Genomic DNA, 25,878 nt, shown 5'->3' with positions numbered 1-25,878 from the left:
CATGCAGTTACCCGGCGTCGCACGGTACACCGGGCGGGTCACGCTTGAGTCATGACCGAGACGATCCCGTTCGATACAGCCGACGGCGCGGTGCGCCCGACCGAGGAGGTGCCGGTCGTCGACCTGTCGGCCACCGGCCTCAGCTCCACCCCCCTCCAGCAGGCCATGGACCTGGCCCGCGAGCACGGCCCGGTGTACCGGCGGCGGCTGCACGGCCACGAGGCGATGTTCGTCTCCTCTCTGGAGCTGGTCACCGAGCTGGCCGACGAGGAGCGCTTCGCCAAGGGCGTCTCGGTCGCCCTGGAGAACGTCCGCGAGTTCGCCGGGGACGGCCTGTTCACCGCGTACAACGACGAACCGAACTGGGCCAAGGCGCACGACATCCTGATGCCGGCGTTCGCGCTCGGCTCGATGCGGACCTACCACCCGGCGATGCTGAAGGTGGCCCGCCGGGTCATCGGGAGCTGGGACCGGCGGGCGGCCGACGGGACGCCCGTGGACGTCCCCGACGACATGACCCGGATGACGCTGGACACCATCGGCCTGGCGGGCTTCGGCTTCGACTTCGAGTCGTTCTCCCGCGACACGCCGCACCCCTTCGTCGAGGCGATGGTCCGCTGCCTGGAGTGGAGCATGACCCGCCTGGGCCGCGAGCCGGACGGCGACCACGCCGAGCAGGACGCGGCCTTCCGGGCCGACGCCGACTACCTCGCGTCGGTCGTGGACGAGGTCATCGCCACCCGTACGGGCGAGGGCGGCGGCGCGGACGGGGCCGGCGACGACCTGCTCGCACTGATGCTCGGCGCTCCCCACCCCGCCGACGGCACCACGCTCGACCTGGCCAACATCCGCAACCAGGTCATCACCTTCCTCATCGCCGGCCACGAGACGACCTCCGGCGCCCTCTCCTTCGCCCTCCACCACCTGCTCAAGGACCCGGCCGCGCTGCGCCTGGCCCAGCGCGAGGCGGACGAGCTGTGGGGCGACGCGACCGACCCCGACCCGTCCTTCGAGGACATCGGGCGGCTGCCCTTCACCCGGCAGATCCTCAACGAGGCGCTGCGGCTGTGGCCCACCGCCGCCGCCTTCAGCCGCCAGGCCCGCACCGACACCCTCCTCGGCGGCCGCTACCCGGTGCGGGCGGGCCAGTTGGTCACCGTCCTGACCCCGATGCTGCACCGCGACCCGGTCTGGGGCGACAACCCGGAACTGTTCGACCCCACACGGTTCGCGCCGGAGGCCGAGGCGGCCCGCTCCCCGCATGCGTACAAGCCCTTCGGTACGGGCGAACGCGCCTGCATCGGGCGGCAGTTCGCGCTGCACGAGGCGACGATGCTGCTCGCCATGCTGGTGCACCGCTACCGCCTCGTCGACCACGCGGACTACCGGCTGCGCATCAAGGAGACCCTGACCCTCAAGCCGGACGGGTTCACACTCACCCTCGGCAGGCGCACGCCCGCCGACCGGGCGGCCCTGCGCGCCGCGCTCGCCGTACTGCCCGGCGGCGCGGCGGAACCGGACGGCACCGGGCCCGGTGCCGACGACGGCCTGCCCACGCGGGCCCGGCAGGGCACCGGCCTGCTGCTCCTGCACGGCACCAACTACGGCACCTGCCGCGACTTCGCCGAGCGCATCGCCGACGAGGCCACCGGCCTCGGCTTCACCACCGAGGTGGCCCCGCTGGACGCCGCGGCCGGCGCCCTCCCCACGGACCGCCCGGTCGTGTTCGTCACCGCCTCCTACAACGGCCGGCCGACGGACGACGCGGCGCGCTTCTTCGCCTGGCTCGACAGCGAGGAAGCCCGGGCCGAAGGCGTGCCGTACGCCGTCCTCGGCGTCGGCGACCGCAACTGGGCCGCCACCTACCAGCGCGTACCGACCCTGCTCGACGAGCGTCTCGCCGCCCTGGGCGCCGAGCGGCTGCTCCCGCGCGGCGAGGCCGACGCCTCGGGTGACCTGAACGGCGCCGTCAAGGCGTTCACGGCCGCGCTGCGCACCGAACTGCTGGTGCGCCACGGCGACCCGGCGAGCATCGGTGCCGATGCGGCGGGCGACGACACGGCCGCGTCGGACGCGTACACCGTCCGCGAGGTCACCGGCGGCCCCCTGGACGCGCTCGCCGACCGCCACGGCCTCCGGCCGATGACCGTCACCGAGGCCCGCGACCTCACCGCCCCCGGCCACCCCCGCGTCAAGCGCTTCCTGCGCCTCGCCCTGCCCGAGGGCGTCACCTACCGCACCGCCGACCACCTCGCCGTACTCCCCGCCAACGGCCCCGCGGCGGTCGACCGCGCGGCACGGGTCCTGGGCGTCGACCCCGACACCGTCCTCGACATCCGCGCGGGCGCGGGCCGCGCGGGCCGGGACACCCTCCCCGTCGACCGCCCCCTGACCGTACGGAACCTCCTCACCCATCACCTGGAACTCGGCGCCCGGCCCACCCCGGACCAGCGCGCCACGCTCGCCGCCCACAACCCCTGCCCGCCCGAGCGCGCCGCCCTCCAGGCGCTCACCGACGGCGACCCGCGCACCACCCTGGACCTCATCGAGGAGCACCCGGCGCTGCGCGGCGCACTGCCCTGGCCGGTGCTCCTGGACCTGCTGCCGGCCCTGCGCATCCGCCACTACTCCGTGTCGTCCTCGCCCGCCGCCGACCCGCGCCACGCCGACCTGATGGTGTCGCTGCTCCCCGGCGGCACCGGCTCCGGGCACCTGCACACGCTCCGGGCCGGTGACACCGTCCTGGCCCGCGTCCAGCCCTGCCGCGAGGCGTTCCGCCTCGACCCGGCCGACCCGGCGCCGGTGATCCTGGTCGCGGCCGGCACCGGCCTGGCCCCCTTCCGCGGCGCCGTCGCCGACCGGGTGGCCGCCGCCTCGGACGGCCGGCTCGCCCCCGCCCTCCTCTACTTCGGCTGTGACGACCCCGACGCCGACTACCTGCACGCCGACGAACTACGGGCCGCCGAGGCCTCCGGCGCGGTATCCCTGCGCCCGGCGTTCAGCACCCGGCCGGTGAACGACTGCCGCTACGTCCAGCACCGTATCGCCGCCGAGGCGGAGGAGGTGGGCGCCCTCCTGGACGCCGGGGCCCGGGTATACGTCTGCGGCGACGGCAACCGGATGGCACCAGGCGTACGGGCCGCCTTCCGCGACCTGTACGCGGCCCGTACCGGCGCCACGGACGACCAGGCCGAGCACTGGCTGCGCGACCTGACGGCGGCCGGGCGCTACGTGGAGGACGTGTACGTGGCGGGGTGACGCCCGGCGCCACGGCACCCGGCGGGAGCCGGCCCCGCGTCCGGGGTCTGGCTCCCGCCGCCGGCCGGCGGCAAGGTGGACGGAGGCGGGGCGGGTCTCCGCGCCGCGGCCGGCGATTCACCTGGGGAGCGCCATGACCAAGGCCCTGATCATCGGTGGTGGCATCGCGGGAGCGGTGACCGCGATGGCCCTGCGCGAAGCGGACATCGAGGCGGAGGTCTTCGAGGCGTACGAGGAAGGCGCCGACGACGTCGGCGCCTTCCTCGTCGTCTTCGCCAACGGCCTGGAGGCGCTGCGCGTCATCGGCGCCCACGGCCCGGTCGTGGCCCACTCCTTCCCCGCCGAGCGGCTGGAGTTCCTCAGCGGCACGGGCAAGCGGCTCGGCGGCAGCGCGCTCGCGGGCGCCGCCGGCGGGACGGACACGGGCCCCCGCACCCTCACCCGCGCCACCCTCTACCGCGTGCTGCACGACGAGGCGCGCCGCCGCGGGATCCACGTCCGGCACGGCAAGCGGCTGGTCGCCGCCGAGACCGTCGGCGACCGCCGGGTGGTGGCCGTCTTTGCGGACGGCAGCCGGGCCGAGGGCGACCTGCTGATCGGGGCGGACGGCATCCACTCGGTGGTCCGCAAGATGATCGACCCGGCGGCGCCCCGCCCCCGCTACACCGGCCAGTACACCGTCTGCGGCTACACCCGGGACGTGCGGCCGCCGTGCGCGCCCGCCACCTACACCATGATCTACGGCCGGCGGGCGTTCTTCGGCTGCACGGCGGCACCGGACGGCGAGGTGTGGTGGTTCGCCAACGTGCCGGGCCCCGAGCGGTCCCGGCGGGACCTGGCCGCCGTCACGGCCGGCCAGTGGCGGCAGCGCGTCACCGCGCTCCTCGACGGTGACCGCACCCCGGCCGCGGACATCGTCCGCGCCACCGGCGACCACATCGTCGGCTCCCACGCCTACGACCTCGCCACCACCCCGCGGTGGTACTCCGACACCATGGTGATCATCGGCGACGCGGCGCACGCCGCCGCGCCCAACGCCGCCCAGGGCGCCTCGATGGCCGTCGAGGACGGCGTCGTGCTCGCCACATGCCTGCGCGACCGGCACGAACCGCGGCGGGCCTTTGCCGCGTACGAGGAACTGCGCCGCGCCCGCGTGGAACGGGTGGTCGCCCACAGCGCGCGGATGGCCCGCCGGTCGGCGCCCGGGGCACTGCGGCGGGTGGTACGCGACGTGATGCTGCCGCGCAGCGTCGCCCGCGGCGGCGACGGCGCCGACACGTGGCTGACGGGTTACCGTGTCGAGTGGTGAGCGGGCGTGTCCGGCACGTGCGAGCCGGTCCGTGGTCACGGGTGCGGGCCAGGAGGCCTTTTCCCGTAGCGGGGACGGCGGTGTGCGCCTTCACCGCAGTGCGTACCCGCCGTCCGGATAGAGAGTCGAGCCCGTGGTGTAGCCGTTCGAGAAGAGGAAGAGCACCGCCTCGGCGATCTCGCCCTCCGTGCCGGCGCGCTGGAGCAGGTTCGCCTCGCGCCACGTGGCGGCGGCCGGTTCGCGGACCTCGGCCGGGCGCTGCGACCAGAGGTTGCCGTCGACCATGCCGGGCGAGACCACGTTGACGCGTACGGGGGCCAGTTCGACGGCGAGGCCGCGGCCGAGGCCCTCGATCGCGGCGTTGCAGGCGACGTAGGAAGGGGCGGCGCCGACGGGGCGGACGCTCGCGGCGCCGGACATCAGAACCACGGAGGCGTCGGGGGCCAGCAGCGGCGCGGCGTGTTTGACCGCGTAGTACTGGCCCCAGAACTTGGACTCGAACGCGCTCTCCGCGTCCTCGTCGCTCAACTCCAGCATGGGGCCGGTGCGGTAGGAGGCGGCCGGGGTGAAGAGGTGGTGTACCCGGTCCACGCCGTCGAAGTCGGTGAGGCCGGCGAAGAAGGCGATCAGGGACGCCTGGTCGGTGGTGTCCACCCGCCGCCAGTGTGCCGCGTCCCCCAGCTCCCCGGCGGCCGCGGCGAGTTTCTCCTCGCCGCGGCCGCCGAGGACGACGCGGGCTCCGGCGGCCACGACACGGCGGGCCACCTCCAGGCCGATGCCGGAGCCGCCGCCGAGGACGACGACGGTGCGGTCGGTGAAGTCGTGAGGCATGCTGGTGCTGGTCCTTTCGCGAACTGATCACGAAGCGTGATCAGTTGCGCCAACCGGCCGCCGGACGGGATCATTCCCGCGTCGTCCGCCTTTCTTCGGACGCCGCGCCCCGGGCGTCGCCGGTCACCGGGCCCCGGGCGTCGCCGGTCACCGGGCCCCGGGCGTCGCCGGTCACCGGGCCCCGGTCACCCGGGAGGGGCGCGCGGCCCGACGTCACTTGGGCCCGGGGCCGCTCACCACTGCACCGCCCAGTGGTCACTGCCCTTGTTCACCAGCACCTTGGCCTTCCACTTGGTGGTGACGACGTCGGAGACCAGGTAGTCCAGGATGCCGCCGCTCTGCTGGGTGGCCCTGTTCGGGGCGTAGACGCGAGCGGTGGAGGGGAGGGCGGAGTCCTGCTTCAGCTTGTCGGGGGCGCGGTTGTAGTCGCCGAGGACCGCCCAGGACCTGGCCTGGTTCTGCGAGGCGTACGCGGCGGCGTACTTCACGAGAGTCGCGGCGTCCCCGCCGCCCTTGGCGCTGGCGTGCAGGGAGCACAGCAGGGCGGCGTTGCCGGTGTCCTTCACACACAGCAGCGGCCGGTACTTGCCGGGGATCTCCACGACGCTGCCGGGGGCCGGGGCCCAGTCGGTGACCAGGCCCAGGTTCTTGGAGGTGTGCTTGAGGATGAAGAGGTGGCGGTACCTGGGGCGCGACTTGCTGCCCACGTTCCACTTGTACCCGGAGAGGTTGGGGCCGAGCTTCTGTTCGCGGCCCACGTTGGCGGGCGGCCGGGCGGAGACTTCCTGGAGCGCGACCACATTGCGGTTCTCGGCCAGGGTGCCCACGGCCGCCCACCGGGCGGCGGAACCCTGCACGTTCCACGTCGCCAGGGTGCGGTCCTCCGTCGCCGCCCGGGCCGGTTCCGGCAGCGCCACCAGCGCCGCCGCTGCCAGCATCGCGGCGGTCCCGGTCACCACCGCTCTTCTGCTCGGGTTCCGCTGTCCGACAGCACGGTTCATCGCCGTTTCCCTTTCCCGTCCCAGGGGCACCGGCGGCCGACGCGCGCCCGTGCCCCACCCGTATGCGTATCCGTACCGGCGCCCGGTGGCCGCGAAGGTCCCGGTCGCCCACGCAATGGATCGCCTGCGGCAGGGCTCCGTATGCCGCGCGGGCGACGGAATCATTCGAAAGGGTGTACGGAAATGGCGTCCCTACAGCATCACGCTCCCCCTGGCACGCGGAGGGGCGGTCCGCGTCCCTACCGCTCGTCCGGGCCCCGCAGTTGCACCACCACCAGCGCCACCCCTGCCGGCACGAAGTTGCGCGTGGCGGCCTCCAGGCCGTTCCAGCTCTTCGACTGCCACATGGCGAACCACTCGCCGCCGATCGCCATGAATCCGGCGCCGAAGAGCGACAGCACCATCAGCAGCCCGATGGTGCTCAGGCGTCGGCCGCCGGCGTACCCGGCGCCCCGGCGCAGCTCGCGCGCCCACAGCGCGGTCGCCGCGACCAGTACCAGTGCCGCGAGCGTCTCCCAGACGATGATCAGGACGTACGCGATGTTCTGGAGCGTGGGCGACTCGACGGCCCGCCACATCAGGTCCGGGTCCTTGAAGGTGGTGTCCATGGCCAGGACGTGCTGAACGAACGCCTGGTTGGTGCCGAAGTCGGTGATGTTGCCGAACGCGACGAGCGCCATGAGGAGCGCGACCGTGCCGGTGAGGACGGCCGCCGCGAGCGGCAGGGACGGGATCGGTCTGGTGGTGGGCATCCCCGGCCTCCCTGGCCTGCGGTGGAGTGCTGTCCCGGGGAACTCTACGGGCGTCGTCAACTGCCGGGCGGTTCCGCCGTCGCGACCAGGACGGTGCGCGCGGGCACGGTGCACACGTCACCCGTCCTCAGCGTGGCCGAGTGCGCCGGAGCGCCGTCCGGTGCCGTGGTGTCCAACACCACCGCGTAGACCGCGCCCGGCCGCCCCGGCACCGGGAAGTGCACCGCGTCCGCGCCGGAGTTGAGCAGCGCCAGGAGGTCGGTGTCCGGTGCCGCCGCGCGGTCCCCGGCGAGGAGGAAGGCCAGGAAGCGGGTGGCCGGGTCCTCCCAGCGCGCCGCGGTCATCGGGCGGCCGTCGCGGTCGTACCAGGCGATGTCGGGGGGCTCGCCCGCGCCGGTCAGGAAGCCGGTGCGCCGGAGCACCGGGTGCTCGCGCTGGAGAGCCACCGCGCGGCGTACGAAGTCGGTGAGCGGGGTGGGGGCCGACCAGTCGTACCAGCTCGTCGCGTTGTCCTGGCAGTAGGCGTTGTTGTTGCCGCCTTGGGTACGGCCGAGTTCATCGCCGCCGTACAGCATCGTGCAGCCCTGGGAGAGAAGCAGGGTGGCGAGCATGTTGCGGCGCTGGCGTTCGCGGACGGTGGTGATGGCCGGGTCGTCGGTCGGGCCCTCCATGCCGTGGTTGGCCGAACGGTTGTCGTCCGTGCCGTCCCGGTTGTTCTCGCCGTTGGCCTCGTTGTGCTTGCGCTCGTACGTCACCAGGTCCGTCAGCGTCATGCCGTCGTGGCAGGTGACGAAGTTGATGGAGGCGTCCGGGCCGCGCCGTTCGGGGGCGTACAGGTCGGCGGAGCCGGCGATCCGGCTCGCCAGGTCGCCGACGGCCGGGCGGCCCCGCCAGAAGTCGCGCACGGTGTCGCGGCAACGGTCGTTCCACTCGTTCCAGCCGGGCGGGAAGCGGCCCACCTGATAGCTGTCGGGCGCGCCGACGTCCCACGGCTCGGCGATGAGTTTGACGCGGCCGACGACCGGGTCCTGGTAGAGCAGGTCGAAGAAGGCGGCGAGGCGGTCGACGTAGCCGTACTGGCGGGCCAGGGTCGCGGCCAGGTCGAAGCGGAAGCCGTCCACGCGCATCTCGGTGACCCAGTAGCGCAGCGAGTCCATGATCAGGCGCAGCACCTCGGGCCGGCCCGCGTTGAGGGTGTTGCGGGTGCCGGTGGTGTCGACGTAGCGGGCCGGGTCGGCCGGGTCCAGGCGGTAGTAGATCTCGTTGGCCAGCCCGCGGAAGCACAGGGCCGGGTCGTCCGGCGGGCCTTCGGCGGTGTGGTTGTAGACGACGTCGAGGACGACTTCCAGGCCGGCCGCGTGCAGGGCCTTCACCATCGCCTTGAACTCGGTGAGCTGACCGCCTTCGTGGCCCGTCGAACTGTACGCGGCGTGCGGTGCGAAGAAGCCGATGGTGGAGTAGCCCCAGTAGTTGGTCAGGCCGCGGTCCAGGAGAAACGGTTCGGGCAGGAAGTGGTGCACCGGCATCAGTTCGACCGCGGTCACGCCGAGGCGGCTGAGATGTCCGGTGACGGCGGGGTGCGCCAGACCGGCGTAGGTGCCCCGGAGCGGCGGCGGCACGTCCGGGTGCCGTGCGGTCAGGCCCTTGACGTGTGTCTCGTACAGGATCGTTTGCGACCACGGGTGGCGCGGCGCCCGGTCGGCGCCCCAGTCGAACGCCGTGTCGGCGACCAGCGGCAGCAGCGTGCGCGCGCCCGTCGGCTCCAGGACCTTCGCGTACGGGTCCAGCAGCAGCCGGGACGGGTCGAAGCGCAGGCCGCGTCCGGGCGCGTACGGGCCGTGCGCGCGGTAGCCGTAGCCCTGGCCCGGCCGTACGCCCGGTACGTAGGTGTGCCAGATGTCGCAGTCCACGGCCATCGGACCCGCCGCTCGCCGCCCTCGTCGAGCAGGCACAGTTCCACGGAGCCGCCGTACGCGCCCGCCGAGGAGTACACGGCGAAGAAGGTTCCCGCGCCGTCCCAGTGGGCGCCGGGGCGGTACGGGTCACCGGGTGCCGGGGAAGTGGCCATCAGTCGTAACCGCCGAACATGAAGAGGGACGCCCGCTGGTCCGCGGGGTTCACCAGCCCGTGCAGATTGCCGCCCTTGAGCAGGGTGAGGTGGCCGGCGGGCAGCCGGCGGACCTCGAAGGAGCGCACCCGGCTGCCGGAGTCGGCCCAGTCGCCGACCACCATCAGCCCGTCGCCCTCCAGCATCAGGAAGACTTCCTGGTTGTCGCGGTGCCGGTGCAGGCCGATGCCGCAGGCCGGGTCGAGGACGTGCAGGTCCATGTAGGTGACGGCGAGGAACGGCTCCACGTCACCGCTCGCGTGGCCCTTGTTCCCGTACGCGTCGAAGTTGTACGGCTCCAGGGCGCGCCGCAGGTCGTTGCTGCCCGCCCAGCGGCCGTACTCGCTGAAGAGGGTGCGGTATTCGAGGAAGCCGACGCCGCCGTGCGGGTGGGGGCTGGTGCCGACGCCGAGGTAGTGGTTCCAGCCGCGGACCTTCATCTCGAAGCCCAGCCGCGCCGACCCGGACGGCGGGTCGGCCGCGCCGGCGCCGTCCGGGCTCGCGGTCCAGCGGATGTCGAGGTGGCAGGGCAGGACGGGGTGCATGGCGTGCCGCGGGGCTACCAGCCGCAGGTCCTGGTTGGTCATCTGGTCGCGGTGGAAGTCCTGGCCGAGGCCGGTGACGAGGTCCGGGCGCGGTTGCAGCAGCCCGGAGTCGAGGGCGGCGGTGCCGCGCGGGCCCAGCAGGTCGCGCAGTCCCTCACCGACCCGGCCCCACAGCTCGACGGTGTAGAAGTCGGTTTCCTCGTCGTACGGCACCCGGACCGGCTCCGGCCGGCTGCCCTGGACGGACAGCACACAGCCGATGGTGTCACCGAGCCGGCCCGCCTCGCGCCACAGCGCGGAGTCCGGACCGCCCCGGTAGGAGAGCTGGAGGAACGGACCGCGCCAGTCGCCGACCTCGGCCCAGCCGCGCACCGCCCGGGTGTCGGCGAGCGTGAAGTCGCGGACGTTCTGCTTCTGGAAGTCGCTCTTGTCGTCCTGCCGCACCGGGTCGAGCTGGTCCTGGTCGGGCGAGGCGGGCCCGTAGAGCTGGAGCGTGCGCAGCGGGAACAGGTGCTGGAGCGAGGCCGGTTCGTACAGTTCGCGTTCGGCGGCGAACCGGGTGCGCTCGACCAGGCCCAGCAGCTTCAGCAGCGGGTTGGCCTCCGCGTAGTCCGGCGGTTTGACCGGGTCGACGCGGAAGACCGAGTCGGTGTGCACGATCTTGGGCATCGCGGGACCGCCTCAGGTGGTGTGGTAGAGGAATGCGACGAACGTCAGCGGCTCGGTACCGGGGTTGCGGATGCCGTGTACGCCCCCGCTCTTGGTGTAGAGCACGCTGCCCGGCCGGACCGGCAGCTCACGGCACTTGACGGTGCCGATGCCGAAGACGGGCCGCTCGACCAGCGGATAGGCGCCGGTCGTCGGATCGTCGCCGTCGCTCAGGTACGCGGTTCCGGTGCCGGAGACGACGTAGTACAGCTCCTCCGAGCCGATGTGCCGGTGGGCGCCCTCCACCGCGCCCGGCGGCACCGTCACCTCGTGGAAGTACACCAGGTCACCGCCGAGTTCCCGCTGGAACAGCCAGCGGATCCGCACGATGTTGTCGTCCCGCCGGTCGGGGTCGCCCTCGTCGGTCATGGCGTTGCGGTAGGCGACCGGCTGGATCTGTGACGCGTCCGGGATGAAGAAGCCGCGCCGGAAGTCCAGCAGGTAGTTGCTGTCCGCGACGGTGTTGCGCGGGTCGCTGGGCTCCTGCGTACGCGGCTCCTGGTGGGAGCGGAGATACGCGTTGTCCCACTGCGGATTGCCCAGCCGCTGGCCCGTCGGGTACAGCACGCCGTCCTCGCGGAAGGCCATCGCGACCTCGGAGACCGAACCGAGCAGCGGGGAGAGCTGCGGCACCCGGGTGATCGGCGCGTCGCGGCCCATCAGCGGCAGCACCCGGTGGTCGTGCGCGGTGCCGTCCGGCGGCTCCAGCGTCTCCCAGATCTCCGCCGCGTACGCGCCGATCACCGGGTCCCAGTACAGGGTGACGAGCGCCTCGGCGGAGTCCGCCGGTTCCTCGCCGGTGACCTTCAGCCACGCCTTCGTCCGGGGGCCGAGCCGCCGGTTGAACTCCCTGGCCTGTTCCACGAGGCGGCTGCCGGAGTACTCGATGCGCAGCATCGGGCACAGCTTGGTGCCCCCGAGGAAGACGTCGCCCTTGATGGCGGTGCCGTCCGCCGAGCCGCGCACCTCGGCGACGTAGTAGCGGTAGCGGGAGGAGCGGGTGGCGTTGAGGTAGCGGGCGTGGTAGACCCGGTCCGGGTGGAAGACGACGCGGAAGATCTCGTTCTCGGGGTGGGTGTGGACCTCGTCGAAGCGGCTGTCCATGTCACGGCCTCCCGACCCTGTCCAGCAGCACGTCACCGACGCGGAAGGAGTTGGCCTCGATGGTCAGCGTCGGGTTGGCGCTCCCGGAGGTCGGCATGAACGCCCCGTCGGTGACGTAGAGGTTGTCGAAGTTCCAGGCCCGGCAGTCGGGGTCGAGCACCGAGTCCGCCGCGTCGGCGCCGAACCGGGCGCCCCCCAGCACGTGGTTGGCGATGCGTACCACCGAACCGCCCACCGACCCGGAGCTGACGTCGCGTACGTCCCCGCCGCGCACGAGGATCTGCCGGCACTGCTCGGCGAGGGTGTCCATCAGCGCCCGGTCGTGCGGATGCCAGGTCTTGATGATGTACGCGACCGGGCGGCCCCACTTGTCCTTGACGCTCGGGTGCAACTCGATGCGGTTCTCCCGCTGCGGCACCTGGTTGGCCATGAACGCCACGGACAGGCGCCGCCCGAAGTTGTCCTCCAGGTAGTCCTCGAAGCCGTTGCCGACGATGCCGGTGTCGTAGAGGTAGCCCTTCCACATGCCGTCCATGTCCATCGCGTGCCAGGTGCGGGCGAGGGAGAGGGGCAGGGCGCCGTCGGAGGTGTTGTTGTAGATCACGCCGCCCGCCCACAGGCCGTTGGCGCGAAACCACTCGGGCCGGGCGCAGTGGTCGGTGGCCCAGTCCGAGTCCAGCGTCCTGGACTTGTCCGCGCGGTCCGGGACGATGCCCTGCGCGCCGCCGAAGCAGTGCGTCAGGAAGTACCGTCCCAGCAGGCCGTTGGCGTTGACGCGCCGGTCGAAGGCCGGGTCGAGCAGCCCGGAGAGCTGGAGCAGCCGTACGGACTCGACCGCCGAGCAGGCCACGACGACGGTGCCGGCGGTGATGGCGCGCGGCCGGCCGCCGGGGTCGCGGTAGTGCACCTTCGTCACGCGCGGGCCGTCCGCCTCCAGGTGCGTGACGGTGCAGTTGGCCCGCAGGTCCAGCCCGCCGCTGCCCCGGGTGTCGCGCAATGGCGCCAGCAGCGAGACCCAGGTGTTGGACTTCAGGCCCAGCGGGTCGCCGTAGCGGTTGACGAAAGCGGTCTTGACGGTGTCGGTGTCGGCGGGCACCGTACGGCCGCTGGGCGCGTGGTCGCGGGTGATGACGGCGAGCGGCGTGCGGTAGCGGCGCATGCCGAGCGCGTCCATGCCGGCGGCCGCGTACGCGCTGAGGGGGCTGGGCTCCAGCGGCGGCTGGTAGTGGTCCCGGGACGGGACCTTGGCCTGGCCGTCCCAGGTCCCGTTGATCCCGACGAGTTCCTCGGCCCTGGTGTAGTACGGCTCCAGCTCGGCGTGGTCCAGCGGCCAGTCGCGGGCCTCCCGGCGCACGTCGCCGCCCGGGTCGTCGCGCAGGTCGTCGCGCGCGGCGTTGAGGGTGGCCAGCCGCAGGTCCTCGGGCGTGAAGCGGGGGGACACCCCGCCGTACAACTGGGTACCGCCGCCCACCACTTGGGCCGTGTAGCCCTCGATGGTGACCCGGTCCCGCCCGTCGCTGCCGCGGTAGACGTGCGGCTCGTCGTTCAGGTCCGGCTCCACATGGCTGGAGAAGTACGACTCACCGGTGTTGGCCACGCCCTGGACGGTGATGCGTTTCTCCGAGCCGGTGGCGAAGGACTCGTCGCGCTTGAAGTCCGACAGGCCGGTGGGGCTCTGCGCCTGGGTGCGCAGCAGCGGCCCCTTCTCCAGTACGACCACCCGGTGACCGGCCCGTACGAGCGTATGGGTGAGCGGCGCGCCGCCCGCGCCGCTGCCGATGACGACGACTTCGGCGCTCTCCCCGGCCATGCCGTCCTCCCCTCAGCCGCGGTAGTCGGCGCTGTGGCCCAGCGGCGGCTCCAGCGCCCGCCGCCAGTCGAAGAGTGTGGCGTCCCGCGCGTCCCGGAACCGGCTCTCCAGATACATCCAGCCCGCCGCACCGGAATTCCCGCCGTGTTTCGGGTGCGCGAACGCACCGGTTATCGCGTGCCGCCGCAGGAGCAGCAGGAAGAACCGCGGACTTCCGTAACGGGAGTAGTCCCAGCCGTCCACCTTTTCGGTTTCCATCTGCCGGTAGAGATCCGCGTACAGATCCGTGGGCGCGGCCGCCGGGTCGAGTCCGCCGAAACGGGACCGTACGATTTCCCCGATGATGGTGAGGCAGGTGTGGTAATCATCGGCATGGTGCTGTTCCTGGCGGGCGATCAGTTTGTCGATGTAGTTGACCGTGCCCACCTCGTCGTCCAGCACATAGGCCAGCGGGAATTCCTCGTCCCGGCGCGCGCGGTCCAGCGACTCGTACACCCCGCGGATCAGCCGCCGGTTCTCGTCGAGCCGGAAGGGCAGCAGATGGCACACCAGCCGGCCCAGCAGCTCGCGCTCGGCGCGGCTCAGCGACAGCGGCACCGTGCAGGCGTCGGTGAAGAAGCGGGACCACGGCTCGCCGTTGTCCAGGACGGTGCGCTGCGGGTTGACCGGGTCGAGCACATACGCCCCGTCCACCGCGAACTTGTACGTGTGGACCTGCCCCTTCGGGACGCGCACGGTGGTGGCGAAGAAGCCGGTCGGCTCGCCCGCGAACATCAGCGCACGCAGCGGCACCGGCGAGTGCAGCGGCCCGAAGGTGCCCAGTACGGCCACCGAGGAAGGGGAGGCGCGGCGGCCGTCGTAGACGAAGGTCACGTCGTTGTACGGATATGAACCGGCCGCCGACGCCCCGTCCCAGTGCGCGTCGACGACCGGGAAACGCCATGCCTCGCAGATCGCCGCCCGGCCGTCACCCGGCGCGTACTGCCCGAAATCATGACGCGCGTCCCGGCTTTCCCTGGCGAGGTATTTGGTGCAGTGATTGAGAATGTACTGATCGTCTTTCTCGATGACCTCGGTCTTCACCGCGCACACCCCCGAGACGTCTTGAGGTGCCATTGAACGTATTGCGCGCGACGGGGGTTGTCCACGCCGTCGGCAGCCACCCCGCACGGAGCCGTCGGACACCCGGGGACGCCGGGCCGGGCGCTGCCCGCCCTGCCGGACCGGGCGGTCCCGGTACATCTCCGGTATGCGATGGCCGAACGATCACCGGTACGCCGCCACTGGGCCGTACGGCGTACATACCCGCGCGGAATGCGGGCACCCGGGCCGATCAGGGCAGGACCCCGAGGTGAGAGGAGACGCAGATGGTGGCGGAGAGCCGGAACGGGCGACGGCCGCGCGTGGTGATCGTGGGGGCGGGCTTCGCCGGGTACGAATGCGCCCGCACGCTCGCGAAGAAGGCCCGCGGTGCCGCCGAGATCGTGCTGATCAACCCCAACGACTACTTCCTCTACCTGCCGTTGCTGCCCGAGGTCTCCGCCGGGATCCTGGAGCCGCGCCGGGTCTCGGTGTCGCTGACCGGCACCCTGCCGGACGTCCGCCTGGTCCTCGGCCAGGTCGGCGGCGTCGACCTGGCCGGCCGCCGGGTGGAGTACACCGACCCGGAGGGCCGCACCGGATCGCTCGGCTACGACCGCCTCGTCCTGACCGTCGGCAGCGTCAACAAGCTGCTGCCCATCCCGGGCGTCGCCGAGCACGCGCACGGCTTCCGCGGCATGCCCGAGGCGCTGTACCTGCGGGACCACATGACGCGCCAGATCGAGCTGGCGGGCGCCGCCGAGGACCCGGCCGAGCGGGCGGCCCGGATGACCTTCGTCGTGGTCGGCGCCGGTTACACCGGCACCGAAGTCGCCGCGCACGGCGTGACATTCACCCGGTCACTGGCGCACCGCAACGCCGGACTGCGCGGCGAGCCGCAGCCCCGCTGGATCCTGCTGGACCTGGCCGACCGGGTGCTGCCCGAACTGGATCACCGGCTGTCGCGCACCGCGCACCGGGTGCTCGGCAAACGCGGCGTCGAGATCCGTACCAAGACCTCCGTCAAGGAGGCCACCTCCGAGGGGGTGCTCCTGGACGACGGCACGTCCGTCGACACCCGGTCGCTGATCTGGTGTGTCGGCGTGCGGCCGGACCCGCTGGTCGAGTCGCTGGGCCTGCCCACCGAAAGGGGCCGGCTGTGCGTGGACGAGTTCCTCGCCGTACCCGGCCACCCGGAGGTGCTGGCCTGCGGCGACGCCGCCGCCGTACCGGACCTGACCCGGCCGGGCGAGACGACGCCGATGACCGCCCAGCACGCGCAGCGCCAGGGCAAGGTCGCGGCCCGCAACGTCGCCGCCTCCTACGGGCAGGGCGAGCCGCGCGCCTACAAGCACCACGACCTGGGCTTCATGGTCGACCTCGGCGGGGTGCAGGCCGCCGCCAACCCGCTGCACATCCCGCTGTCCGGCCCCGTCGCCAACGCCGTGACCCGCGGCTACCACCTGATGGCGATGCCCGGCAACCGCGTCCGGGTCGCCGCCGACTGGCTGCTGGACGCGGCACTGCCGCGCCAGGGCGTCCAGCTCGGCCTGGTGCGCTCCTGGTCGGTGCCGCTGGACACGGCGGCCCCCGAACTGGCCCGCGTGCCGGCCGACGGGCGTGCGGGGGAGCCCACGCGGGACGCGTCGGCGCGGCGGACGGCACCGGAGGAGACGGGAAAGCCGGGCAGGGCGGGCGGGACGGGCGGGACGGGCAAGAAGGGGAAGGCGGAAGGGACGAAAAAGCCGGGCAGGGCGGGGAAACCGGAAAAATCCGGGGAACCGGGGGGAACGGGGGGAGCGGGGGAGAAGACCGGCCCCGGGGACCGGCCCGAGGAGGCCGGGGAGCAGCCCGAGGGGCCCCGAAAAGCGGAAGGAACCTGATGACCACGCAGAACGCCCCGGACGCCGACGCCCGGTACGACCGGCTGCGCGAGCTGGCACAGCAGTTGCGCGTCGACTCCGTACGGGCCGCCGACGCCGCCGGCTCCGGCCACCCGACCTCCTCGATGTCCGCGGCCGACCTGGCCGCCGTCCTGCTCGACGCGCACCTGCGCTACGACTTCGACGACCCCGAGAACCCCGGCAACGACCACCTCGTATTCTCCAAGGGCCACGCCTCGCCCCTGGTGTACGCCATGGGCAAGGCGGCCGGGGCCCTCACCGACGAGCAGCTCCTGACCTTCCGCAAGAACGGCAGCCTCCTGGAGGGGCACCCCACCCCGCGTATCCCGTGGGTGGACGTGGCCACCGGCTCGCTCGGCCAGGGCCTGCCCATCGGCGTCGGCCTGGCCCTGGCGGGCCGCGACCTGGACCGGGTCCCGTACCGCGTGTGGGTGGTGTGCGGCGACAGCGAGATGGCCGAGGGCTCGATGTGGGAGGCGTTCGAGCACGCCGGGTACGAGAAGCTGGCGAACCTCACCGCGATCATCGACGTCAACCGGCTCGGTCAGCGCGGGGCCACCCGGCACGGCTGGGACCTGGACGCCTACGCGCGCCGCATCCGGTCCTTCGACTGGCACACCATCGAGGTGGACGGCCACGACGTGGCGGCCGTGGACCGCGCGTACGCCGAGGCGGCCGCCACCACCGGCCGGCCCACCGCGATCATCGCGAAGACCCGCAAGGGCCAGGGCGTGCGGGCCGTGGCCGACCAGGAAGGCAAGCACGGCAAGCCGCTGAAGGACGCCGCGGAGGCGGTCGAGGAACTGGGCGGCCTCCGTGACCTGCGGGTGACGGTGCGCCCACCGCGCGAGGCCGCGCCGCGCCCGCGGGCCGGCGGCGGCGCGCCCGAGCTGCCGGACTACAAGGTCGGCGACGCGGTCGCCACCCGCAACGCCTTCGGCGAGGCGCTCGCCGCGCTCGGCGCGGCCCGCGGCGACGTGGTCGCGCTGGACGGCGAGGTCGGCGACTCCACCCGCGCCCAGATGTTCGGCGACGCCCACCCCGACCGGTACTTCCAGTGCTACATCGCCGAGCAGCAGATGGTGGCCGCCGCGGTCGGCATGCAGGTACGCGGCTGGGTACCGTACGCCACCACCTTCGCCGCCTTCCTCAGCCGCGCCTACGACTTCGTGCGGATGGCCGCCGTCAGCCGGGCGGACCTCAACCTCGTCGGGTCGCACGCGGGCGTCGCCATCGGCGAGGACGGCCCCTCACAGATGGGCCTGGAGGACCTGGCCGCCTTCCGCGCGGTGCACGGCAGCACCGTGCTGTACCCCTGCGACGCCAACCAGGCGGCCCGTCTGACCGCCGCCATGGCCGACGCGAGCGGCATCCGCTACCTGCGGACGTCCCGCGGCGAGAGCCCCGTCATCTACGGGCCGGGGGAGGACTTCCCGATCGGCGGCAGCAAGACGCTGCGGGCCACTCCCGAGGACCGGGTCACCATCGTGGCAGCCGGGGTCACCGTCCACGAGGCGCTGACCGCCGCCGACACCCTGGCCGAGGAGGGCGTGCCCGCCCGCGTCATCGACCTGTACTCCCTCAAGCCGGTGGACCTGCCCACCCTGCGGGAGGCCGCCGAGGTCACCGGGCGGATCATCACCGTGGAGGACCACCACCCCGAGGGCGGCCTCGGCGACGCGGTGCTGGACGCCTTCACCGACGGCCGCCCGGTGCCGCGCCTGGCCCGGCTCGCGGTCCGCACCATGCCCGGGTCGGCGCCCCCGGCGGACCAGTTGCGGGCCGCCGGCATCGACGCCCAGGCCATCGCGGCGACGGCCCGGGGGCTGCTCACCGGGACGCCGTAGCACCCGGGCGGACACCGACGGCCCCGGTCCCGCCGCCGGACCGGGGCCGCGATGGCCTGGGCGTCGCTCATCCGGCCCCGCGGATCTCCTCCGCGCCCTTCTTGTCGAGCGCCGCGCGCACCAGCGCCGCCGCCAGTACGGCGGGCTCCGTCTTTCCCGCGGCCTTGAGCAGCGTGTCGGCCGAGGCCGGCAGCCCGACGCGCTCCGCGCCCTGGAGCGCCTTGGCGTCCAGATGCGGGGCGAGGCCGGGCCACACGGCCTGGGCCTCCCGCAGGAAGATGTCGACGCCGGCCGGCCCGAGACCGGGGATCTCGCGCAGCAGCTTGCGCAGCCGGTCCGTGTCGCCGTCCGCCGCGTCCCGTATCCGGCGCAGGTCGCCGCCGTAGGTGTCGAGCAACAGCTCGGCGCCGTTCCCCAGTTGGGTCGCGGTGCGTTCGTCGTAGCGGCGGTAGCCGCCCTCGCCGAGGGCGTCCACGCGCTGCTGCCAGGTCGCGTCCTTCATCCGCCGCGCGGTCCGCATCCCCGCCTTCGACAGCGCGCGGCTCGCCGCCACCGCGATACCGGCCTGGATGCGGGCGCTGAGCAGGCAGGAGAGGACCAGGAGCCGGTACAGCGGCTGCGGGGTGTCCTTCAGGCGGATGCCGGCCTCGTCGGCGTAGGTCCGGCCGTAGGTGTCCAGGAGCGCCCGGATCCGGGCGCGGTCGCCGCTCATGACCGCCCCCGGAACGCTGTGTCGTGCAGAGGTGTGTCCACGGTGTCCACGATGCCGTACATCTTCCTCACGTCCTGGTTTGCCGGTGCGGCGTGGCGTTTCCCGGCCCGCGTACCCACCCGGTGGCCGGACCACCCGTCAACTCCCGTACGCTGCTCCTTCGACCGGAGGGGCCGGTGATTCCGGAGCCACAGGGGGCGTCCGGGGGCCGGCGGAGGGAAAGCGGGGGACCGATGAGCAGGACACGGTGTGCGGGTACGGCGGCGGTCGCCGCCGCGCTGGTGCTGGCGGCGGGCGGCCCGGCCGGCGCGGCGCAGCCCGCCGGGTCGTACGGCGCCACCACGTCCGTCGGCGTCCACAACGCCTACGAGAAGGCCAAGTACCCTTACTTCGCCGACGCGTTGGACTCCGGAGCGGGCCTCCTCGAACTGGACGTGTGGACCAACGCGCTCGGCAAGTCCTGGCGGGTCTCGCACAGCAACCCGTTCGGCAACAACAGCAACTGCGTCAACGCCACCACCGCGGGCGAGCTGCGGACCAAGAAGCGTGACCAGGACCTCGGCGGCTGCCTCGCCGACATGAAGGCGTGGCACGACGCCCACCCCGGCCACCGGCCGGTCACGGTCAAGGTCGAGCTGAAGGACGGCTTCAACGACAAGGGCGGCCGGGGCCCGGCCGCCTTCGACGCGCTGGTCCGCTCCCGGCTGGGCGACGCGGTGTACGGGCCCGGCGACCTGGCCGCCGGCCACCGCGACCTCGACGAGGCCGTACGGGCCAACGGCTGGCCGGCCCGGTCCGCGCTGAACGGCACGTTCCTCTTCGAGCTCATACCGGGCACGGTCGAGGAGAACAACCCGCTCGACAAGCTGTGGACCGACCGCGAATACGCCACCCACCTGAAGAACCTCGCCGCCGAAGGCAGACTCGCGCGGTCCACCGCCTTCCCCGCGGTGCACGGCGCGGCGGCGGGCGACCCACGCACCCGGTATGGCGACGCGGCGCTGCGCCCGTGGTTCGTGGTCTTCGACGGTGACGCCGCGACGTACCTGAAGGACGGTATCGACACCGCCTGGTACGACAGCCGCCACTACCTGCTGATCATGACCGACGCGCACCGGGTGCCCCCGGTCATCGACGGCACCCGGCCCACCGAGGCCCAAGCGCGCGCCCGGGTGAACCAGCTCGCCGCCGTGCACGGCAGCATCGCGACCGCCGACTGGTACCCGCTGCCGCAGATCCTCAAGACCGTGGTGCCGCGCGGCGCGTAAGACGGACCGCGCCGCCTCGGACCGGTTCCCCGGCGGCGCGGCGGTAGAGGGCTGCGGTGTCCGGGCCGAACCAACTGCTGTACGAGGTCTCGTCGTCGCCGCCCTCGTCCAGGCCGCCGATGACGCCGGTCACCGTACCGAGGCCGGTGTCCGGGTCGACGCCGGTGAGCATCGGGCCGCCGCTGGTCCCGTTGGGAAAGCCGGCGCAGTCGAACCGAAGCTGGCCGGGGACCGCGGTCGTGGTGTTCCGGCAGCTCACCGGCGTCTCGCGGTCGTCGGGATAGCCGACGGCCCGGGTCGGCAGACCGGCCGGTGGCGAGAACCGGATCCGCTCGGCGCCGGTCAGCTCCTCGACGCGCCCGGTGCCGGACCCGGCGCCCTGCGGGCGGCGCACCCGCAGGAACGCCACGTCATGACCGTCGTCGCGGTCCTCGGCCCAGCGCGGGTCGATGTCGATACGGGACGGTACCCACACGCCGTACGGCAGGACACCGTCGTGGTAGCCGGGCGCGAAGACGAGGTTCGTGCGGAAGCCGCCGTCGTAGACGCAGTGCGCCGCGGTGACGACCAGGTCGCCGGCCGCGGAGTGCACCACACTCGCGGTGCAGTGGTGGTCGGCGTCGCCGTCGGCGCCGGGGGAGAAGAGCGGACCGATGGCGGGGGAGGCGGCTGCCGGGGCGGCCCGGAGGGGCCGCGAGACGGGCGGCTCGGCGGTCTTCCCGCGCTCGGTCGCGTCCGGGTGCGCTGTCGTGCGCACGGTGGCGCGCGGCGGTGCGGGGCGTTCGGTGTACGGGCCGGACAGCAGCGCGCCGGCAGCCGCGGCACCGTCGGCGGCCTCCTCGGTGTACGAGCCCGTGCCGGGATCGCCGGGGGCCAGATATCCGCCGTGCGCGAAGGCCCGCACGGCGAGCACCGTACCGGCGCAGGTCAGAGCGAGCGCGGCACACAGGCCGAGAGCGGTGGCCCGGCGGCGGACGCGCCGCCCGGTCGCTGCCGGCGGCAGCGGGGCGCCGTCGCGTTCGGTCGTTCTCACCTGCGGTGCGGCCCGTCCGTAGTGCGGCGTCACCGCGAGCACGGGGCCGGGGAGCCGGGGTGGATGTTCTGTCTCCGCGCGGGGAGCGCGAGGAGCACGCGGACAAATCATACGGGGCGGGCGAGAGCCGCGTTCGCCCGTGGCCCCGGCTCAGGCGCCGAGCGCGCTCATCAGCATCGGGAACGACGCCACCAGCTCACGCTCCCAGTACGGCCAGGTGTGCCCGCCCGCGGAGGCGCACACGGCCGCCGGGATGCCCAGCCGCGCCAGCTTGCCGCGCAGCTCCTGGTTCATCCCGTACACGGCACGCTCGACCGGGTCCTGGGTGCCGTGCACGGGCGGGTCGGTGCAGCGTGCGGGGGACGGTGGGGGCGGGCGGTCGCCGTCGCCCCACGACCAGCCCGGCCCGCCGTCGGTCGTCCCGTCCCCGTACGAGAGGTACAGCGGGGTGCCGCGCAGGGAGGCGGCCTGTTCCAGTGGGCTGTTGTGCTTCCACAGCCACTGCTGCCGCAGGTCGGCCGGGTCCTGGGTGCCGAAGGGGTAGCCGGGCTCGCCCCAGACCCGTTTCCAGTCGACGAGGCAGGTCAGCGCGCCCAGCTTGACGCCGTCCGGGCCGGAGAGGCCGCCGTCCGTCGACCGGTACAACGGGTGGACGGCGCCGCTGTACGAGGCGGCGGCGCGGAACAACCCGGGGCGCGCCGCGGTGAACTTCAGCGCGCCCAGCCCGCCCATCGACAGGCCCGCGACGGCGCGTGCCGTGCCCGCGCGGTAGTCACGCTCCAGCAGCGGCCGCAGCTCGTCGAGAAGGTAGGTCTCCCAGGCCGGGGAGCCCCACTTCCCGCCGTTGTACCAGTTGCTGTAACTGCTGCAACCGCTGGTCTCCGGCATGACGACGAGCACGTCGCGGGCGGCGGCCAACTGCTCGACATGGGTGTTGGCGGTCCAGTCCTTGTGGTTGCCGCCACCGCCGTGCAGCAGCCACAGCACCGGCCACGTACGGGAGGCGGTCTTCGACCAGCCCTTCGGCAGCAGCAGCCGCACCCACTTGACCGGCGCGTCGGTCTCGGGGGACGAGACCCCGAGGTCGAGCATGCGGTCGCCGACCGGCACCTCGGCCACGACGCGTGCCGGATCGCCCGCCGGGGCGGTGACCGGCCCGCCTGCCGCGTACGCGGGCCGGCCTGTCGCCGGAACGGTGAGCAGTGGCAGCAACAGGGCGAGCACCAGGCCCGCCCAGCCCACGCGCCGTGGCCGGCGGATGCGTGGGGAGCAGGGACGTGAGGTTCTTCGCGTCCGCATGGTCACCCGCCCGTGTTGTGCCGGATCAGCGTCTCGGCCAGGCCCGCCTCGTTGGGGAAGTCCATCGGGACGATGCCCAGCCCCGTCCAGTCGCGCGCCTCGGCGCCGTTCAGGAAGGCCTTCACCTTCGGGTTGAGCCGGTCCGCGTTGGAGCGCGGCGGCAGCAGGGCCGCGGTGCTCACATAGTTGATGAACAGCTTGCCCGGCTCCTTGACGGCCTTGCGGAACTGCCCTTCGACCAGCGGGTACTTGCGCAGCGGCTCGGCCATGTAGTCGTCCTGGACGTCGAAGACACCCGGATCGGCGTACCGCACTCCCGGCAGCCCGCCGGAATCGGCCAGCAGCACGACCTTCCCCCGGGCCTGCCCGAGAGTGGGCAGTGTGCCGTCCAGCCGGAACAGCGACCGCCAGCCCTTGCCGTCCAGATAGAGGTCGAAGATCCGCCGGAACTCCGCCGCGCTCTCCTCCGAGTACTCCTGCTTGACACGCATCAGCACGGTCTCCGACGGATGCGCCCGGAGGAACGCCCGGCACGCCACCAGCACGTCGCCGAACATCAGGTTCTGGTAGAAGGCGCCGTGGTGGATGGCGAAGGCCGAGTCGATGGCGCGGCAGCGTACGTCCAGGAAGCGGATGCCGCTGTCCAACTGCTGGGCGACGGTGGTGTTCTGGCAGGCGACCCAGGGGCCGCCGTACCGGGCCCCGGAATCGTGCGTGCCCGGTATGGAGAGCCGCCGCATCGGCGCGCTGTCCGGGAGGGCCGCCATCCAGTCCTGTACGGAGACGGCGCGCCGGGTGCGTGCGGCCGTGCGCCCGGCGGGCGCGGCACGCACCGCCGCGGCGGACGGCCCGCTCCCCACCCCTGCCAGCACTCCAGCGGCCGACACCGCTGCCGTCCCTTTCAGGAACCCCCGCCGGTCCATCCGCCCACCCCGCTCTCTCTGCTGTTCCGCCGCCTCTTGCGAACAGGTGATCGCAGCATCGAAGCACAGGACGCGCACGGTGAACAGGCGATGGCGGCAACGCGCGACGACTGCTGCCCGTACGGCCGTCAATCGTCCCGGGGGCGCTCGCGCGGCGGTGGCGCCAGGGCAGGCCAGCGGCTGAGCATCCGGGTGCGCATCGCCCCGGCGAGGCGGCCGAGGCCGTGCAGGTCGGCACGGCCGGCGGTGAGGCCGGCGACGACACCGAGCCGGTGCACGAGCCGCTGCCGCGCGGTGACCGTGCCCCACTCCCAGTCCTCCTCCGGGAGCCGGGCGAGGTGGTCGGCGGCCCCACGGTGCGCGCGCTGGACCAGCGCGTCGCCCCGGAGCAGCCAGCCCGCGCACGCGTCGACGAGATCGCCGGGCGGCGCGCCGCCGGTCGCCGCCTCCCAGGCCGCCCCGTACGCGGCTTCCGCCTCGCGCAGCAGCGTCCGGGGCGTGTCCGTGACGCACCAGCAGGTCGGGAACCCCATGCGCAGATAGGCGAGTTCGGTGAGGCCGTTGCCCAGGCAGGACTGCTCGAAGTCGATGAACCGGATGCCGTCCGGGGCGTGCAGGTCGTTGCCGGGGCAGGGGTCGCCGTGCAGCAGCGCGCCGCCGGGCGCGGTGCCGAGCCGCCGCGACAGGGCTTCCAGCTCGGCGCCCGTACCGTCCGGCACCGGCACCGCGAAGCGGCGGGCGAGGGCGAGGAAGGAGGCGATGTCCGCGTGGCCCGGGCCCGACCAGGCGGGCAGGGCCACGCCGTCCGCCGGTTCGGACGCGGTGGCCGCGTGCAGGCGGGCCAGCGCCGCCGCGTAGCCGACCACCCAGTCCGGCGCCGGCCGCCGGTGGGTGACGTGCTCCAGCACCAGCACGCGCGCACCCGGATCGGTGCCGAGCAGCCGCGGCACCACCGGCGGTGTCACCCGCGAGGCCAGCCGCAGCGCGGCCACCTCACGGGCGTACCGCTCATCGGCGTCCGCGCTCGCCACGGCCTGTTTGACCACCGCGGACGTACCGCCCAGGTCGACCCGCCACACCCGCGAGCGCGGACTGCTGCCCAGCCGCACCGCGTGGCGGGCCGGGCCGAGCCGGTTCCGCAGGGCTTGCGTGAACGGCAGTTCCATCGGCATGCGCGCATCGTCGCACGCGATGATCGCCGCCGTCACCGGATCAACGCACCGTACGCGGGCCGCCCGCCCCCCTCACAACCGTGGGAAGAGGTCCGTGAACGGTTCGGCGGAGGTGGTGATGCCCCGGCTGAACGGCGCGTCGAAGTCCCAGACCAGGAAGAGCAGAAAGGCGATCAGCGCGCTGAAGACGGCGGCCATCAGCAACTCACGGCCCGACCGGCGGATCTGGAGCGTGAAGATCAGCCCGATGGTGATCACGGCCCCGGTGATGAGCCCGAACCAGACCACCGGCGGCAGGGTCGCCTCGATGCTGTCCGCCCGCGCGTTACGGGCGTCGTCCGCCGCCGCGACCTGGTCCAGCAGCGGCTGGTACGACTGTTCCTCGTAACTGTCGCGCGGCCGGTAGTCGGTCACGTCGGCCCGCACCGTGCCCAGCAGCCGGGTGCCCCGCTCGGTGACCTGCCCCTGCTCGGCCATGGCCGGCCACTCCTTGTGGACGACGTGCGCGACATAGGCGCCGACATCCGCGCGGATGCGCTCCCGCGTGGCCTCCGGGTAGGCCCGGGCCCGCTCGCTGACCTCGTGCAGGGCCTGCGCCTCGGTCCGTACGGTGTCCTCGGCGGTGCCGCGGGCCTCCCAGACCCCGGCGATCGCGAGACCCAGGACGATCGCGTACACCACACCCACCATCATCGTCATGTACTCGATGACGTCCGGCGTCTCGGACGGGTCGTCGTCCTCGCCGATGCGGCGGTGCTTGAGGACCGTGATGGTCAGGACGACGGCGCAGACGGCGCCCATCGCGATGGTCAGTGCCAGCCATTCCGACACGGTGGCCTCCTACGAAGAACGGCGCCCGGAAGTACCGGACGAGCGGGACGAACGGGGACGCAGCGCGGCGGCCGCCAGTACGGCGGGCGCGGTGATCAGCAGCATGGTGGTGACGACCGAACGGCTGCTGTGCTGCTTGCGGGCCGACGGGACGTAGGAGCGCGGCAGATCGACCGACGGGCTCGGCGTCGGCGTGGATGTCGGCGTGGGCGTCGGCGTGGGACGCGGCGACGCGGGACGGCTGGACGGCGGAGGCGGCGCGGGCGCCGAAGGGTCGCTGCGGACCGGCTGGGCCGCGGCCTGTGTCGGTCCGGGCACGGCGGGAGCGGGCGGCCGGGGCTGAGGACGCGTCGGGGGGCGGGTAGGCGTGGGCCGGTGGGCCGG

At 73.3% G+C, this 25,878-nt stretch carries 20 protein-coding genes; 6 read left to right on the top strand and 14 right to left on the bottom strand.

Annotated features, from left to right (window positions below; all coding sequences use genetic code 11):
• Positions 1-51: 51 nt before the first annotated feature.
• Complete coding sequence (locus ACH4EB_RS17630; protein ID WP_398348416.1) at positions 52-3,258, top strand: bifunctional cytochrome P450/NADPH--P450 reductase; 3,207 nt, start codon at positions 52-54, stop codon at positions 3,256-3,258.
• Between the two features lie 133 nt (positions 3,259-3,391).
• On the top strand, positions 3,392-4,567 hold the full coding sequence (locus ACH4EB_RS17625; RefSeq protein WP_398348415.1) for an FAD-dependent monooxygenase: 1,176 nt from the start codon (positions 3,392-3,394) through the stop codon (positions 4,565-4,567).
• 90 nt (positions 4,568-4,657) lie between these two features.
• Here ACH4EB_RS17625 and ACH4EB_RS17620 read toward each other — a convergent pair whose 3' ends face one another.
• From ACH4EB_RS17620 to ACH4EB_RS17585, 8 genes are all read right to left on the bottom strand, one after another.
• Positions 4,658-5,398 carry an SDR family oxidoreductase gene (locus ACH4EB_RS17620; RefSeq protein ID WP_398348414.1) on the bottom strand — a complete coding sequence of 247 codons (741 nt, stop codon included), beginning with the start codon at positions 5,396-5,398 and terminating at the stop codon, positions 4,658-4,660.
• A gap of 233 nt (positions 5,399-5,631) precedes the next feature.
• The gene (locus tag ACH4EB_RS17615) at positions 5,632-6,399 is read right to left on the bottom strand and encodes an endonuclease/exonuclease/phosphatase family protein (protein WP_398348413.1); all 768 of its coding nucleotides are present in this window, start codon (positions 6,397-6,399) and stop codon (positions 5,632-5,634) included.
• 239 nt (positions 6,400-6,638) lie between these two features.
• Entirely contained in the window at positions 6,639-7,151 is a 513-nt protein-coding gene (locus ACH4EB_RS17610; RefSeq protein WP_398348412.1) for a DUF2165 domain-containing protein, read from the bottom strand.
• Positions 7,152-7,207: 56 nt separating this feature from the next.
• Entirely contained in the window at positions 7,208-9,067 is a 1,860-nt protein-coding gene (glgX, locus tag ACH4EB_RS17605; RefSeq protein ID WP_398348411.1) for a glycogen debranching protein GlgX, read from the bottom strand.
• Positions 9,068-9,218: 151 nt separating this feature from the next.
• Positions 9,219-10,472 (bottom strand): hypothetical protein, encoded by a 1,254-nt coding sequence (locus tag ACH4EB_RS17600; RefSeq protein WP_398348410.1) that lies wholly within the window; start codon positions 10,470-10,472, stop codon positions 9,219-9,221.
• Positions 10,473-10,484: 12 nt separating this feature from the next.
• Entirely contained in the window at positions 10,485-11,615 is a 1,131-nt protein-coding gene (locus ACH4EB_RS17595) for a cupin domain-containing protein (protein ID WP_398348409.1), read from the bottom strand.
• Position 11,616: 1 nt separating this feature from the next.
• Positions 11,617-13,425 (bottom strand): GMC oxidoreductase, encoded by a 1,809-nt coding sequence (locus ACH4EB_RS17590; RefSeq protein ID WP_398348408.1) that lies wholly within the window; start codon positions 13,423-13,425, stop codon positions 11,617-11,619.
• A gap of 12 nt (positions 13,426-13,437) precedes the next feature.
• Positions 13,438-14,541 carry a gluconate 2-dehydrogenase subunit 3 family protein gene (locus ACH4EB_RS17585; protein ID WP_398348407.1) on the bottom strand — a complete coding sequence of 368 codons (1,104 nt, stop codon included), beginning with the start codon at positions 14,539-14,541 and terminating at the stop codon, positions 13,438-13,440.
• A 251-nt stretch (positions 14,542-14,792) separates the two neighbouring features.
• Here ACH4EB_RS17585 and ACH4EB_RS17580 point away from each other — a divergent pair, with 251 nt between their 5' ends.
• Together ACH4EB_RS17580 and ACH4EB_RS17575 are read left to right on the top strand one after the other, a co-directional pair.
• Entirely contained in the window at positions 14,793-16,388 is a 1,596-nt protein-coding gene (locus tag ACH4EB_RS17580) for an NAD(P)/FAD-dependent oxidoreductase (RefSeq protein WP_398348406.1), read from the top strand.
• Positions 16,388-18,256, top strand: coding sequence for a transketolase (locus ACH4EB_RS17575; RefSeq protein WP_398348405.1), 1,869 nt, complete (start codon positions 16,388-16,390; stop codon positions 18,254-18,256). Before ACH4EB_RS17580 ends, ACH4EB_RS17575 begins: the two co-directional genes overlap by 1 nt.
• Positions 18,257-18,323: 67 nt before the next feature.
• Here ACH4EB_RS17575 and ACH4EB_RS17570 read toward each other — a convergent pair whose 3' ends face one another.
• Entirely contained in the window at positions 18,324-18,968 is a 645-nt protein-coding gene (locus ACH4EB_RS17570; protein WP_398348404.1) for an endonuclease, read from the bottom strand.
• A 233-nt stretch (positions 18,969-19,201) separates the two neighbouring features.
• On the opposite strand from ACH4EB_RS17570, the gene ACH4EB_RS17565 reads away from it, so the two are divergent.
• Positions 19,202-20,236 (top strand): phosphatidylinositol-specific phospholipase C domain-containing protein, encoded by a 1,035-nt coding sequence (locus ACH4EB_RS17565; protein WP_398348403.1) that lies wholly within the window; start codon positions 19,202-19,204, stop codon positions 20,234-20,236.
• Here the strand turns inward: ACH4EB_RS17565 and ACH4EB_RS17560 are convergent.
• From ACH4EB_RS17560 to ACH4EB_RS17540, 5 genes are all read right to left on the bottom strand, one after another.
• On the bottom strand, positions 20,208-21,269 hold the full coding sequence (locus tag ACH4EB_RS17560; protein WP_398348402.1) for a trypsin-like serine peptidase: 1,062 nt from the start codon (positions 21,267-21,269) through the stop codon (positions 20,208-20,210). The genes ACH4EB_RS17565 and ACH4EB_RS17560 overlap by 29 nt on opposite strands.
• A 150-nt stretch (positions 21,270-21,419) precedes the next feature.
• Complete coding sequence (locus ACH4EB_RS17555) at positions 21,420-22,511, bottom strand: alpha/beta hydrolase (protein WP_398348401.1); 1,092 nt, start codon at positions 22,509-22,511, stop codon at positions 21,420-21,422.
• A gap of 59 nt (positions 22,512-22,570) precedes the next feature.
• A complete protein-coding gene (locus ACH4EB_RS17550) occupies positions 22,571-23,491 on the bottom strand; it encodes a phosphatidylinositol-specific phospholipase C domain-containing protein (protein WP_398348400.1) in 921 nt (306 codons plus the stop codon).
• A 128-nt stretch (positions 23,492-23,619) separates the two neighbouring features.
• On the bottom strand, positions 23,620-24,663 hold the full coding sequence (locus tag ACH4EB_RS17545; protein ID WP_398348399.1) for a phosphotransferase family protein: 1,044 nt from the start codon (positions 24,661-24,663) through the stop codon (positions 23,620-23,622).
• 72 nt (positions 24,664-24,735) lie between these two features.
• Positions 24,736-25,494, bottom strand: a complete 759-nt coding sequence (locus ACH4EB_RS17540) for a hypothetical protein (RefSeq protein WP_398348398.1) — start codon at positions 25,492-25,494, stop codon at positions 24,736-24,738.
• 1 nt (position 25,495) lies between these two features.
• Here ACH4EB_RS17540 and ACH4EB_RS17535 point away from each other — a divergent pair, with 1 nt between their 5' ends.
• Positions 25,496-25,651 (top strand): hypothetical protein, encoded by a 156-nt coding sequence (locus tag ACH4EB_RS17535; RefSeq protein ID WP_398348397.1) that lies wholly within the window; start codon positions 25,496-25,498, stop codon positions 25,649-25,651.
• The last annotated feature ends 227 nt before the right edge of the window (positions 25,652-25,878 follow it).

Origin of the sequence: Streptomyces sp. NPDC018045, from assembly GCF_044327445.1 — a bacterium.
Classification (GTDB): domain Bacteria; phylum Actinomycetota; class Actinomycetes; order Streptomycetales; family Streptomycetaceae; genus Streptomyces.
The sequence above is the reverse complement of the archived record's forward strand: the minus strand, read 5'-3'. Positions and strand labels throughout refer to the sequence as shown.

What these genes read in the sequence shown, in the direction of transcription:
- ACH4EB_RS17630 (WP_398348416.1), top strand. Translation starts at nt 52, where the DNA reads ATGACCGAGACGATCCCGTTCGATACAGCCGACGGCGCGGTGCGCCCG.
- ACH4EB_RS17625 (WP_398348415.1), top strand. Translation starts at nt 3,392, where the DNA reads ATGACCAAGGCCCTGATCATCGGTGGTGGCATCGCGGGAGCGGTGACC.
- ACH4EB_RS17620 (WP_398348414.1), bottom strand. Translation starts at nt 5,398, where the DNA reads ATGCCTCACGACTTCACCGACCGCACCGTCGTCGTCCTCGGCGGCGGC.
- ACH4EB_RS17615 (WP_398348413.1), bottom strand. Translation starts at nt 6,399, where the DNA reads ATGAACCGTGCTGTCGGACAGCGGAACCCGAGCAGAAGAGCGGTGGTG.
- ACH4EB_RS17610 (WP_398348412.1), bottom strand. Translation starts at nt 7,151, where the DNA reads ATGCCCACCACCAGACCGATCCCGTCCCTGCCGCTCGCGGCGGCCGTC.
- glgX (WP_398348411.1), bottom strand. Translation starts at nt 9,067, where the DNA reads ATGGCCGTGGACTGCGACATCTGGCACACCTACGTACCGGGCGTACGG.
- ACH4EB_RS17600 (WP_398348410.1), bottom strand. Translation starts at nt 10,472, where the DNA reads ATGCCCAAGATCGTGCACACCGACTCGGTCTTCCGCGTCGACCCGGTC.
- ACH4EB_RS17595 (WP_398348409.1), bottom strand. Translation starts at nt 11,615, where the DNA reads ATGGACAGCCGCTTCGACGAGGTCCACACCCACCCCGAGAACGAGATC.
- ACH4EB_RS17590 (WP_398348408.1), bottom strand. Translation starts at nt 13,425, where the DNA reads ATGGCCGGGGAGAGCGCCGAAGTCGTCGTCATCGGCAGCGGCGCGGGC.
- ACH4EB_RS17585 (WP_398348407.1), bottom strand. Translation starts at nt 14,541, where the DNA reads ATGGCACCTCAAGACGTCTCGGGGGTGTGCGCGGTGAAGACCGAGGTC.
- ACH4EB_RS17580 (WP_398348406.1), top strand. Translation starts at nt 14,793, where the DNA reads ATGGTGGCGGAGAGCCGGAACGGGCGACGGCCGCGCGTGGTGATCGTG.
- ACH4EB_RS17575 (WP_398348405.1), top strand. Translation starts at nt 16,388, where the DNA reads ATGACCACGCAGAACGCCCCGGACGCCGACGCCCGGTACGACCGGCTG.
- ACH4EB_RS17570 (WP_398348404.1), bottom strand. Translation starts at nt 18,968, where the DNA reads ATGAGCGGCGACCGCGCCCGGATCCGGGCGCTCCTGGACACCTACGGC.
- ACH4EB_RS17565 (WP_398348403.1), top strand. Translation starts at nt 19,202, where the DNA reads ATGAGCAGGACACGGTGTGCGGGTACGGCGGCGGTCGCCGCCGCGCTG.
- ACH4EB_RS17550 (WP_398348400.1), bottom strand. Translation starts at nt 23,491, where the DNA reads ATGGACCGGCGGGGGTTCCTGAAAGGGACGGCAGCGGTGTCGGCCGCT.
- ACH4EB_RS17545 (WP_398348399.1), bottom strand. Translation starts at nt 24,663, where the DNA reads ATGCCGATGGAACTGCCGTTCACGCAAGCCCTGCGGAACCGGCTCGGC.